Source organism: Pseudomonas sp. LAIL14HWK12:I10 (assembly GCF_900184205.1).
In the GTDB taxonomy this organism is placed as follows: Bacteria; Pseudomonadota; Gammaproteobacteria; order Pseudomonadales; family Pseudomonadaceae; genus Aquipseudomonas; species Aquipseudomonas kermanshahensis.
Genome location: NZ_FXWU01000002.1, coordinates 535366 through 547395 on the forward strand (window position 1 = coordinate 535366; position 12030 = coordinate 547395).

General features: G+C 60.6%; 13 protein-coding genes. 11 read left to right on the top strand and 2 right to left on the bottom strand.

The genetic code is table 11. From position 1 onward, the window contains the following. Positions 1-144: 144 nt before the first annotated feature. The gene (locus tag QOS90_RS06370; protein WP_085272561.1) at positions 145-1827 is read right to left on the bottom strand and encodes an electron transfer flavoprotein-ubiquinone oxidoreductase; all 1683 of its coding nucleotides are present in this window, start codon (positions 1825-1827) and stop codon (positions 145-147) included. Between the two features lie 538 nt (positions 1828-2365). Between QOS90_RS06370 and QOS90_RS06375 the strand changes: the two genes are divergently transcribed. From QOS90_RS06375 to QOS90_RS06415, 9 genes are all read left to right on the top strand, one after another. Further along, positions 2366-3115 (top strand): electron transfer flavoprotein subunit beta/FixA family protein, encoded by a 750-nt coding sequence (locus QOS90_RS06375; RefSeq protein ID WP_027592887.1) that lies wholly within the window; start codon positions 2366-2368, stop codon positions 3113-3115. Continuing rightward, positions 3116-4045, top strand: a complete 930-nt coding sequence (locus QOS90_RS06380) for an electron transfer flavoprotein subunit alpha/FixB family protein (protein ID WP_027592886.1) — start codon at positions 3116-3118, stop codon at positions 4043-4045. A 235-nt stretch (positions 4046-4280) separates the two neighbouring features. Then, a complete protein-coding gene (locus tag QOS90_RS06385) occupies positions 4281-5102 on the top strand; it encodes a substrate-binding periplasmic protein (RefSeq protein WP_085272562.1) in 822 nt (273 codons plus the stop codon). Between the two features lie 9 nt (positions 5103-5111). Then, positions 5112-5465, top strand: coding sequence for a DUF4398 domain-containing protein (locus QOS90_RS06390; protein ID WP_027592884.1), 354 nt, complete (start codon positions 5112-5114; stop codon positions 5463-5465). Beyond that, complete coding sequence (locus QOS90_RS06395) at positions 5462-6274, top strand: OmpA family protein (protein WP_085272563.1); 813 nt, start codon at positions 5462-5464, stop codon at positions 6272-6274. Before QOS90_RS06390 ends, QOS90_RS06395 begins: the two co-directional genes overlap by 4 nt. Before the next feature lie 274 nt (positions 6275-6548). Continuing rightward, entirely contained in the window at positions 6549-7991 is a 1443-nt protein-coding gene (locus QOS90_RS06400) for an aminotransferase-like domain-containing protein (protein ID WP_027592882.1), read from the top strand. Between the two features lie 61 nt (positions 7992-8052). Beyond that, complete coding sequence (locus QOS90_RS06405) at positions 8053-8529, top strand: hypothetical protein (protein ID WP_085272564.1); 477 nt, start codon at positions 8053-8055, stop codon at positions 8527-8529. A 130-nt stretch (positions 8530-8659) separates the two neighbouring features. Next, positions 8660-8914, top strand: coding sequence for a YkgJ family cysteine cluster protein (locus QOS90_RS06410; protein WP_027592880.1), 255 nt, complete (start codon positions 8660-8662; stop codon positions 8912-8914). 33 nt (positions 8915-8947) lie between these two features. Then, on the top strand, positions 8948-9553 hold the full coding sequence (locus tag QOS90_RS06415; protein WP_027592879.1) for an START domain-containing protein: 606 nt from the start codon (positions 8948-8950) through the stop codon (positions 9551-9553). Between the two features lie 86 nt (positions 9554-9639). Here QOS90_RS06415 and gltA read toward each other — a convergent pair whose 3' ends face one another. Further along, on the bottom strand, positions 9640-10929 hold the full coding sequence (gene gltA / locus QOS90_RS06420) for a citrate synthase (RefSeq protein WP_027592878.1): 1290 nt from the start codon (positions 10927-10929) through the stop codon (positions 9640-9642). 351 nt (positions 10930-11280) lie between these two features. Here gltA and sdhC point away from each other — a divergent pair, with 351 nt between their 5' ends. Both sdhC and sdhD read left to right on the top strand, forming a co-directional pair. After that, the gene (sdhC, locus tag QOS90_RS06425; RefSeq protein ID WP_077068487.1) at positions 11281-11667 is read left to right on the top strand and encodes a succinate dehydrogenase, cytochrome b556 subunit; all 387 of its coding nucleotides are present in this window, start codon (positions 11281-11283) and stop codon (positions 11665-11667) included. Continuing rightward, on the top strand, positions 11661-12029 hold the full coding sequence (gene sdhD, locus QOS90_RS06430) for a succinate dehydrogenase, hydrophobic membrane anchor protein (RefSeq protein WP_027592876.1): 369 nt from the start codon (positions 11661-11663) through the stop codon (positions 12027-12029). The genes sdhC and sdhD overlap by 7 nt, the downstream gene beginning before the upstream one ends. Position 12030 lies beyond the last annotated feature (1 nt).

Here is a 12030-nt window from a genome sequence, read left to right on the forward strand (position 1 = left end):
CGGGTGGGGGCTATTGGAATAACCTATTAGCCAACCCACCCGGAACTGTTCGAAGAAGTACGCACTGCCTGATGCAGGTAGGCACTAAAAAGCCCCCGGCTCTCACGAGGCGGGGGCTTTTTAGTGCCGCAAGGGCAGGGGGCCTTACATGTTCGGGTAGTTCGGCCCGCCGGCGCCTTCAGGGGTTACCCAGGTGATGTTCTGGGCGGGGTCCTTGATGTCGCAGGTCTTGCAGTGCACGCAGTTTTGCGCGTTGATCTGGAAGCGCTTGCTGCCGTCATCCTGGCTGACCACTTCGTACACGCCGGCAGGGCAGTAACGCTGGGCCGGCTCGTCGTACAGCGGTAGGTTGCTGGCGATCGGGATGTTCGGGTCGGTCAGCTTCAGGTGGCAGGGTTGTTCCTCTTCATGGTTGGTGCTGGAGAGGAATACCGAGCTGAGCTTGTCGAAGCTGAGCTTGCCGTCCGGTTTCGGGTAGTCGATCTTTTTCGAGTCGGCTGCGAGCTTGAGGCAGGCATAATCCGGCTTGGTGTCGTGCAGCGTGAAGGGCAGCTTGCCGCCGAACCAGTTCTGGTCAACATAGTTGAATGCCGCACCGAGCAGTGGGCCGAACTTGTGCATGGCTGGGCCAAAGTTACGGCTGGCGAACAATTCTTCGTGGAGCCAGCTGGCCTTGAACGCGGTGACGTAGCCATTGAGCTGGTCGCCGCCCTCGCTACCGGCGATCAAGGCGTCGGCAACGGCTTCAGCGGCAAGCATGCCGGACTTCATCGCCGTGTGGCTGCCCTTGATCTTGGCCACGTTCATGGTGCCCAAATCGCAACCGATCAGCGCACCGCCGTTGAAGACCATCTTCGGCAGTGAGTTGATGCCGCCTTTGGCCAAGGCGCGGGCGCCGTAGCTGATGCGCTTGCCGCCTTCAAGGTACTGGCTGATCACCGGGTGGTGCTTCAGGCGCTGGAACTCATCGAACGGCGACAGGTAGGCATTGCTGTAGGACAGGTCGACGATCAGGCCCACCACCACCTGGTTGTTTTCCAGGTGATAGAGGAACGAACCACCGGTGTTTTCGGTGCTCATCACGTCCAGCGGCCAGCCTGCGGTGTGCACCACCAGGCCCTGCTCGTGCTTGCTTGGGTCGATTTCCCAGATTTCCTTGAGGCCGATGCCGTAGTGCTGGACGTCGGACTCGCTGTCGAGGTTGAAGCGCTTGATCAGCTGCTTGCCGATATGGCCGCGGCAACCTTCGGCGAACAGCGTGTACTTGGCGCGCAGTTCCATGCCAGGGGTGTACAGGCCGTCTTTCGGGTTGCCTTCGCGGTCGACACCCAGGTCGCCGGTGACGATGCCACGCACCACGCCGTTTTCATCGAACAGCGCTTCCTGGGCAGCGAAGCCTGGGTAGATTTCAACGCCCAGGTTTTCGGCCTGCTGGGCCAGCCAGCGGCACAGGTTGCCCAGGGAGATGATGTAGTTGCCGTGGTTGTGCATGGTCTTGGGCACGAACAGGTCGGGGACCTTGGTCGAGCTGCCTGCATCCTTCAGCACATAGATATCGTCGCGCTTGACCTCGGTGTTCAGCGGCGCGCCGAGTGCCTTCCAGTCAGGGAACAGTTCGTTCAGTGCGCGCGGCTCGAACACCGCACCGGAGAGGATGTGCGCACCGACTTCGGAGCCTTTTTCGACCACGCAGACGCTGATCTCGCTACCGGCTTCGGCGGCCTTCTGCTTCAGGCGGCAGGCGGCGGACAGCCCCGCCGGGCCGGCGCCGACGATGACCACGTCGAATTCCATGTATTCGCGTTCCACTGGTTCTCTCCTACTCATCAAGGCTCGTGCTGTTGCTTTGTCTTATGGGTGTGGGGTGATCATGCGCACCGCGCTTCACGGGAGCGGAGCTGTAGCAGCGCAGAGGATGGACTACACCGTTTTGTCTTGGCCGCGCATTATATCTACACCACTTGGCGGGTCCAATACAAACGTTTGTTTGAATTTGCCGCAGGCCAGTAAAATCACAGGCGTACGGCTGGAGGGTGACCGATTTGCCGTATTGACCGGATTGGGTGTTGCGGTCAAGATACGAGCGGTTTTACGTTCGCCGTAGGCTTACCGCCGGGCGCAGGTACACCTCTAAAGACCAGGTGTGGAGTAAGGCTTTCGGGCCAATTCACGGTATGTAGTGGAGTTTACACGCCACCACAGAAAATGACCCGCGGGTATTTGCCGCAAGCGTCGCGACAAGACTGCTCGGTCACCTTGAAGTTTGCTTCTCCCGGTACGTTTTTAGAGGTGCCCTTGTACCCACGCGCATCGCCGGGCATGTCCCCAGGCGACTTTCTATTCACCGGAGAGTAACGAGGAATCCATGAAGGTTCTTGTAGCTGTCAAACGAGTGGTCGACTACAACGTCAAGGTTCGCGTCAAAGCGGACAACTCCGGCGTCGACCTTGCAAACGTCAAGATGTCCATGAACCCCTTCTGCGAAATCGCCGTTGAGGAAGCCGTACGCCTGAAAGAGAAGGGCGTTGCGACCGAGATCGTCGTCGTTTCCGTCGGCCCGACCACTGCCCAGGAGCAGCTGCGTACTGCGCTGGCACTGGGTGCCGATCGTGCCATTCTGGTCGAAGCCGCTGATGAGCTGAATTCGCTGGCCGTGGCCAAAGCGCTGAAAGCCGTTGTCGACAAAGAGCAGCCACAGCTGGTCATTCTCGGCAAGCAGGCCATCGACAGCGACAACAACCAGACCGGTCAGATGCTGGCTGCGCTGACCGGCTACGCCCAAGGCACCTTCGCCTCCAAGGTTGAAGTCGCTGGCGACAAGCTGAACGTCACCCGTGAAATCGATGGCGGCTTGCAGACCGTATCGCTGAGCCTGCCAGCGATCGTCACCACCGACCTGCGCCTGAACGAGCCGCGCTACGCGTCGCTGCCGAACATCATGAAGGCCAAGAAGAAGCCGCTGGAGACCGTTACGCCAGACGCGCTGGGCGTATCGCTCGCTTCCACCAACAAGACCCTGAAAGTCGAAGCGCCGGCTGCACGCAGCGCAGGTATCAAGGTCAAGTCGGTGGCCGAACTGGTCGAGAAGCTGAAGAACGAAGCGAAGGTAATCTAAATGACTATCCTGGTTGTCGCTGAATACGAAAACGGTGCTGTAGCCCCGTCCACCCTGAACACTGTCGCCGCAGCCGCCAAGATCGGTGGTGATGTGCACGTGCTGGTCGCTGGCCAGAACGTCGGCGGCGTTGCCGAATCTGCTGCCAAGATCGCGGGTGTTGCCAAGGTACTGGTTGCTGACAACGCAGCCTACGCCCACGTCCTGCCAGAAAACGTCGCGCCGCTGATCGTCGAGCTGGCAAAGGGTTACAGCCACGTGCTGGCCCCGGCCACCACCAACGGCAAGAACATCCTGCCACGCGTCGCCGCACTGCTGGACGTCGACCAGATCTCCGAGATCATCTCGGTTGAATCGGCCGACACCTTCAAGCGCCCGATCTATGCCGGTAACGCCATTGCCACCGTGCAATCGAGCGCTGCGGTCAAGGTCATCACCGTGCGTACCACCGGTTTTGACGCCGTTGCTGCCGAAGGCGGTTCCGCTGCTGTCGAAACTGTTGGCGCTGCGCACAACGCCGGTATCTCCACCTTCGTCGGTGAAGAGCTGGCCAAGTCCGACCGCCCAGAACTGACCGCTGCCAAGATCGTCGTTTCCGGCGGCCGTGGCATGGGCAACGGTGACAACTTCAAGCACCTGTACAGCCTGGCCGACAAGCTCGGCGCCGCCGTCGGTGCCTCGCGCGCCGCAGTCGACGCAGGCTTTGTGCCGAACGACATGCAGGTCGGCCAGACCGGCAAGATCGTCGCACCGCAGCTGTACATCGCCGTCGGTATCTCCGGCGCGATCCAACACCTGGCCGGCATGAAAGACTCCAAAGTGATCGTTGCGATCAACAAGGACGAAGAGGCACCGATCTTCCAGGTGGCCGACTACGGCCTGGTCGCTGACCTGTTCGAAGCGGTTCCGGAGCTGGAAAAGCTGGTCTGATCCGCCTGCTTCACTTATAAAGAAGCCCGGCCCTCGTACTGAGGGCCGGGTTTTTTTATGGCCTTTTCCGATGCAGTGCTTGTCGCGGTTCCTGTCGGAGCAGCCTTGTGCTGCGAAGAGGCAGTCACAGCCACAGAAATTTGTTGGTCATGCCGGCCCTTTCGCAGCACAAGGCTGCTCCTACAGGTGCGGCGTGTACCTGATGGGCCGGGCCAAGCAATACAAGGAGTGAGCAATGGTGCTGCGTAAAGCAGGCGGGGTGCTGGCATGCATGGCGGCGTTGCTGGCGCCCGGCGCGATGGCGGCAGGCAAGTGCGAACGTTTGGTCGCGACCGGCAGCCCCGATGCGCCCCCGTATTCCTGGCAGGACCCGAAAGACCCCAAGCACCTGATCGGCGCCAATGTCGACCTGTTGCAGCAGGTGGCCAGTGAGCTGGGTGTGAAGGTGGACGTGCTGAGTGCTGGGCGACGCGATCAGGCGCTGGAGGAAGTGCGCAGTGGGCGAATGGACCTGCTGCTCGATACGCCCCTGCAGGTCGGCCAGCTGACCGCACTGGACTACATCCACCCGCCGTTGCAGTTGAACGAATACCTGGTCTGGACGCGGCATGACGCCGAGCTGGCCTTCGAGGGCCCGGCAGACCTGGCCAAGTACCAGGGCAGTTTGTCTGAGCGCGCGCGTCTCACGCCGGCCTTTGAAGCGTTCGCCAAAGCCCACCTGAAGTTGCAGCCTGCGCAAAACCTGACCCAGGCATTCCAGAAACTGGTGCTGGGGCAGGTGGACTATGTGCTCGCCGGGCGCTATTCCGGCATGGCCATGACCCAGAGCCTGGGCATGAGCAACGACCTGATTGCCCGCGGCCTGCCAGTCGATCGCCCAGGGCTGTACCTGGCCGTGTCGCACAACTCGGCGTGCAATGACAGCTGGTTGCGTGGGCAATTGGCGAAAAAACTGACAGAATTGCCGATCTCCGGTGCGTCCGAGGCTGTGCTGCAACGAAATGTCGAGCGCTGGAAGGCGCAGATGCAGGTGCCGCTGGACGCCCCCAAACATTAGGAAGATTGCGTGAGAATCCAACCACTATTCCTTGCTCTGGCCATGCTCGGCCTGGCGGGTTGCGCCAACGACCCGGCGCCGAACGAGCAACTGCGCATTTCCGAGCAGGCGCTGGAACAGGCCAAGGCCGTTGGCGCCACCGAGCAGGTCGAGGCGCTGAAGCTGGCCGAAGACAAGCTGGCCCGGGCCAAGACCAACATGCTTACCGAAGATTTTCGCGATGCGCGCATGCGTGCCGAGCAGGCCGAGCTGGATGCACGCCTGGCCGAGGCTCAGGTGCTGAACCAGAAGAGTGAAGAGCAGCTGCAAGTGCTGCAATCGCGGGTTACGCGCCTGCGCAAACAGCTGGAGGTGCAGCCATGATGCGCCATACACCCATGACGGCGCTGGTGTTGCTGGCGTTGACGGCAGGCTTGCACGGGTGCGCCAGCCATCGCAGCGAGGCGGCGTTGGATGAAGCCAGTGCCACCTTCCAGAAGGTAAAAGACGACTCCGACGTGCTGCGCAGTGCGCCGCGCGATGTAATTCGTGCCGGTGAGTCGCTGGCGCGTGCCGAGCGCCTGTCCAGTTATATCGGCACCGGTACCGATGTGCGCCACTACGCCTACCTGAGCCAGCGCTACAGCGAAATTGCCAGCGAGCATGCCAAGCTTGCATTGAACCAGGAGCGCCTGGCCAAGCTCGACCTGGAGCGCCAACGCCTGCAATTGGCGCTGCGTGAAGCGAAGCTTGCCAGCGTGCAGCAGCAAGGCAAGTGGGTCGAGTCGCAGATTGCCGCATTGGCTTCGGAGCAGACGGACCGTGGCCTGGTGATGACCTTGGGCGATGTGCTGTTCGATACCGGGCGTGCCGACCTGAAGAATTCGGCCAGCCGTACGGTGCTCAAACTGGTGCAGTTCCTCCAGCTCAACCCGCGCCGTGTGGTGCGCATCGAGGGTTACACCGACAGCACCGGCGCCCCGGAAGACAACCTGAAGCTCTCGCGTGATCGCGCGCAGGCGGTGGCTGACATGCTGGTGGACCTGGGCATCGACGAAAAGCGTCTGGAGGTTGAAGGCTATGGTGACCAGTACCCGATCGAAGCCAATGCTTCGGAGCGGGGCAGGGCGCAGAATCGCCGGGTAGAAATCGTCTTTTCTGACGACAAAGGCAAGCTCGCCCCCGCGCGTTGATCCCCGACCCTTGTAGGAGCAGCCTTGCGCTGCGAAGAGGCCGGTAGCAGCCCTAGAGAATTGTGCTGTTATTACCGGCCTCTTCGCAGCACAAGGCTGCTCCTACACCGATTATCGGTGAGTGGGTGAGTTCCTGCGCTGGGGTACTGTCACGCGACTGTAGTGTTGGCTATTCTGCAATCTGTCCCAGTACACTTCGCAACTGTTACGGTATTCTGTGCCGTCAGTGAGTCGCACAACAATAACGAGCCCGTCCGCGCGTCGAGATATCGCCATGACCAACCTGCTGCTTTACCAGCGTATCGCCCAGCAACTGGCCGAGGACATCCGCCGCGGTGTCTACCAGCCGGGCGAGCGCGTGCCCTCCGTGCGCAAGATGAGCGCCCAGCTCAATGTCAGCCATGCCACGGTGCTGCAGGCCTATGCCAATCTTGAAGACCAGGGGCTGATCCGCGCGCGCCCGCAGTCGGGCTACTACGTTCACCAGACCCCAGCCTTGACCGCGCAAACACCGGATATCGCCCGGGTCGAGCGCCCTGGCCTGGTGACCCGGGCCAGCATCATTCAGCAGGTGTTGACCGAAGCGCGCCGCGACGGCGTGTTTCCGTTCGGTGCTGCGGTGCCTCATGTGGATTACCTGCCGGTGCGCGCCCTGCATCAGCAGATTGCCAAGGTGACCCGCTTCCATAGCCCACGTGCGTTCAGTTACATGTTCAGCCCAGGCTTCGAGCCGCTGCGCCGGCAGATCGCCATCCGCATGCGCGATGCCGGTGTGCTGGTCGACCCGCGTGAAATCATCGTCACCCATGGCTGCGTCGATGCCTTGCAGATGTCGCTGCGCGTGCTGACCCGCCCGGGGGACTTGATCGCCGCCGAGTCGCCGACTTACTACGGTTTGCTGCAGTTGGCTGACCTGCTGGGCCTGAAAGTGATCGAAATTCCAAGCGACCCGTCCACCGGGATCAGCCTGGAAGCCTTGCAGTTGGCCGCCAACCAGTGGTCGATCAAGGCGTTGGTGCTGACGTCGCGCCTGAGCAACCCGCTGGGCGGCACCATCCCTGAAGAACGGCAAAAACAGTTGCTGCGCCTGGCTTCGGACTTCGATATCCAGATCGTCGAAGACGACATCTATGGCGAATTGATGTTCGAACAAGGCAAGACCAAGGCGCTTAAGGCGTTCGACCGGCTGGACCGGGTGATCTATTGCTCGAGCTTTTCCAAGACCTTGTCGCCAGGGGTGCGTGTCGGCTGGATGGTGGCGGGGCGGTACCAGGACGAAATCCAGCGCCTGCAGACCTTCACCACCCATTCGGCCTGCAGCGTGACGCAGATGGGGGTGGCCGCTTACCTGGAAAACGGCGGCTATGACCGGCACCTGCGCTACATCCGCCAGGAGTACCGCAAGAACCTCAGTGCTTACCAGTTGGCGGTGCAGCAGCACTTCCCAGAAGGCACGCAGATGACCCGGCCTACCGGCGGTTTCATTCTCTGGGTGAGCCTGCCGGGGCGGGTCAATACCCAGGACCTGCATGTGCGGGCGCTGGAGCAGGGCATCAGTATCGCGCCGGGGTTGATCTTCAGTAACACCGAGCAATTCAACCACTGCATTCGGCTTAACTGCGGTATCCCGTGGAACAAAGAGGCCGAGCGGGCGGTGATTACCCTGGGGCTTTTGGCCCAGCAATTGTGCAGAGAGACTACAGGTTCACTTTTGTAGGCTTGTCAGGCGCAGGCGGAACAGGGAGCATATGCATTTTCCAGCCTGACTGCCGATGTCCATGAAACTGTTGCGCTGTATCGCTCTGAGTTTTTGCCTGGTGCCGATCTGCTGTTTCAGCGGTGTCGCCCAGGCTGCGCAGCCTGCCGGCCAGGCGCAGGCCTCCCAAGCCAAGCCCGTGCAAAAGCCCGTGGCCAAGCCTGCGTCGAAGCAGGCCGCTAACAAAGCTGCCAAGCCTGCCAAAAAGCGTACGCCGCATAAACCGGTCAGCAAGGCGGTGGCTACACCGTTGCCCAAGCCCGCGCTGGATCTGAGTTTGCCTGTCGACATGGTCAACGACCTTGAGCCGAATGTGGGCAGTTCGGCCACGCGACGCAAACCTTTGCTGCCGGCCATGTTCACTGAAAAGCCACAGAGCGATGAAAGCCCGTTCCAGCTCAATGGCCGCTTGATCAGCAACGAAATGCAGCTGCAACTGCGCAATGAAAGCCGCCGCGAGGTAGAAGGGGCGGCAATCGAGTTCGAGTACCGCCAATAGCCAGGCAACTGACTGCTGGGTCACGGCATATTTCATCGGGCCAGCAATTTCAAACGCATGTTTGAGCGGTTACTATCCGGGGACGTTCGTCCCGTTTTGCTCCAGGGAGACCTGATTTTGGTGAATAACCATGAATTGCCGTGAGGGTTGCGGTGCCTGCTGCATCGCCCCGTCCATCAGCTCTGCAATGCCGCGCATGCCCCAAGGCAAGCCGGCCGGCGAGCGCTGCCTGCACCTGACCGTCGACAACCTCTGCGACCTGTTCGGCAAGCCCGAGCGGCCGGCGGTGTGCGGTGGGTTCAAGGCAGACATCGAGGTGTGCGGCAGTGATCGCGATGAGGCAATCAGGATTCTCGGTTGGTGGGAGCAGATGACGGCGGCGTGACAGGCTGGATCTTCGACAATAAGGATAAAGATGATGAGATCGTTCAAGCGTATTGCACTGCTGTGTGGCATGGGTGTGTTGCTGGCGCCCGCTGCCTGGGCCGAGAACTGGCAGGTGGCCAAGGACGAGGAGGGGATCAAGGTTTCCACCAGTGAAGTGGCGGGCTCCAAGTACAAGGCCTACCGCGGCGTTACCGTGATCAAGGCGCCGCTGGCCAAGGTCGAGGCGCTGCAAGAGGACGTAGCCGGGGCGTGTGCCTGGATTCATGAGTGCAAGTCGCAGAAGCTGCTCAAGCATGAAGGTGACCAGAGCTGGACCTACACCCAGTTCAACACGCCATGGCCGGTCACCCCGCGGGACTCGGTGCTGCACATCACCACGGTCAAGGAGGCGGACGGTAGCCTGACGCGTAACCTGAAGGAAGAGCCGACCTATCTCCCGGAGGAGAAGGGGTTCGTGCGGGTGGCGAAAGTCGAGGGCTTCTGGAAGTTGGTGCCCAAGGGTGACACGACAGAAGTGACCTACCAGGTGCACACCGAGCCGGGCGGCAGTGTGCCGGCGATGGTGGCTAACAAGTTCGTGGTCGATGCGCCGTTCAATACCCTGAAAGGGTTGCGTGAGCGGGCTGAGAAAAACTGAGGGTTCGCGCTGCCTGTTCTGGTACAAGACAAAGGCAATAAAAAAGGCTGCCCGAGGGCAGCCTTTTTGCGTTCGGCTCGAGGAGCTTACTTGCGGTCGGTCAGGGCGACGATGTCGCGCTTCTGCTCGCCGGTGTACAGCTGGCGCGGGCGGCCAATCTTGTACGGGCTGGAGAGCATTTCTTTCCAGTGCGAGATCCAGCCGACGGTACGCGCCAGGGCGAAGATCACGGTGAACATGCTGGTCGGAATGCCGATCGCCTTGAGGATGATCCCCGAGTAGAAGTCGACGTTCGGGTACAGCGAGCGCTCGATGAAGTAAGGATCGGTGAGGGCGATCTCTTCCAGGCGCATGGCCAGTTCCAGCTGCGGGTCGTTCTTGATGCCCAGCTCGCGCAGGACTTCGTCGCAGGTCTGCTTCATCACGGTAGCGCGTGGGTCGCGGTTTTTATAAACGCGGTGACCGAAGCCCATGAGCTTGAACGGGTCGTTCTTGTCCTTGGCCTTGGCGATGAAGGTGTCGATGTTCGAGACATCGCCGATTTCATCGAGCATGGTCAATACGGCTTCGTTCGCACCGCCGTGGGCAGGGCCCCACAGTGCGGCGATACCGGCGGCGATACAGGCGAACGGGTTGGCACCCGAGGAGCCTGCCAGGCGTACGGTGGAGGTGGAGGCGTTCTGCTCGTGGTCGGCGTGGAGGATGAAGATCCGGTCCATTGCCTTGGCCAGCACCGGGCTGATCGGTTTGATCTCGCACGGGGTGTTGAACATCATGTGCAGGAAGTTTTCCGCGTACGACAGGTCGTTGCGCGGGTACATCATCGGCTGACCCATGGAGTACTTGTAAACCATCGCGGCCAGGGTCGGCATCTTGGCGACCAGGCGCACCGCGGAAATTTCGCGGTGTTGCGGGTTATTGATGTCCAGGGAGTCGTGGTAGAACGCCGACAGGGCGCCGACCACACCGCACATCACCGCCATTGGGTGAGCGTCGCGGCGGAAACCGTTGAAGAAGGACTTCAGCTGCTCGTGAACCATGGTGTGGTTTTTCACGGTGCTGACGAACTGGGCCTTCTGCTCGGCATTCGGCAGTTCGCCGTTGAGCAGCAGGTAGCAGGTTTCGAGGTAGTCCGATTGTTCGGCGAGCTGTTCGATCGGGTAGCCGCGGTGCAGCAGAATACCCTTGTCGCCGTCGATGTAGGTGATCTTCGACTCGCACGAGGCAGTCGCCATGAAACCAGGGTCGAAGGTGAAGTGACCAGTGGCCCCCAACCCGCGGACGTCGATTACATCAGGACCAACGGTGCCGGTTAAAATGGGCAGCTCGACGGGGGCAGCGCCCTCGATGACCAACTGCGCTTTTTTGTCAGCCATGTGGCCTCCTATTAATGCTTGAAATCATCAGACAGACCCCCCACGCAGGGCCCGCACCACTATAGAGGGATAAATTCAGATGTCAATTTGCCTAAAGGCTGGTTGAAACGGGGCCTGAGGCCTGATTTTTCTCGAAATTGTCGCCCATTTACGCCTTTTGCTCGCTAAAGGCAATGCGCTATTTGGGCTACCCCATCACGTTGTCATAAGCAGCCTAACTGTCTATACTCGGCACCCGACCGCCAGGGGCTTGCAAGCCCGAACTGCTGGGGGTCGCCGTTCCCTGGGTGGTGGGTACCTGACCAGTACACTTACCAACAACTTTGCCCTGTTCGCTAGGGGCTCTTCAGTGTGAAAAAAGCCGTGAAAAGCCAACGACCTGTAAACCTAGACCTAAGGACCATCAAGCTCCCGATCACCGCGTACACGTCCATTCTGCACCGTATCTCCGGCGTCATCCTGTTCCTCGGCCTGGCCATCATGCTTTATGCATTGGGCAAGTCCCTGGGTTCCGAGGAAGGCTTCGGTGAGGTGAAGGCGTGTCTGACCAGTCCGCTGGCCAAACTGGTGACCTGGGCCCTGCTGTCCGCCCTGCTGTATCACCTGGTGGCAGGTGTTCGCCACCTGATCATGGACATGGGCATCGGTGAGACGCTGGAAGGCGGCAAACTGGGCTCGAAAATCGTGATTGTCATCTCCGTGGTGGTGATCGTTCTGGTGGGAGTTTGGGTATGGTAACCAATGTCACGAACCTGTCGCGTTCGGGCCTCTATGACTGGATGGCACAGCGCGTCTCTGCGGTCGTTCTCGCGGCTTACTTCCTCTTCCTGATCGGTTACGTCGTAGCCCACCCAGGTATCGACTATGCCCAGTGGCACGGTCTGTTCTCCAACAACGCGATGCGGATCTTCAGTCTGCTGGCCCTCGTTGCCCTGGGCGCTCACGCCTGGGTCGGCATGTGGACCATTGCCACCGACTACCTGACGCCAATGGCGTTCGGCAAGTCGGCAACTGCGATTCGTTTCCTGTTCCAGGCGGTATGCGGCGTTGCGATGTTCGCTTACTTCGTCTGGGGTGTGCAGATTCTCTGGGGTATCTGAT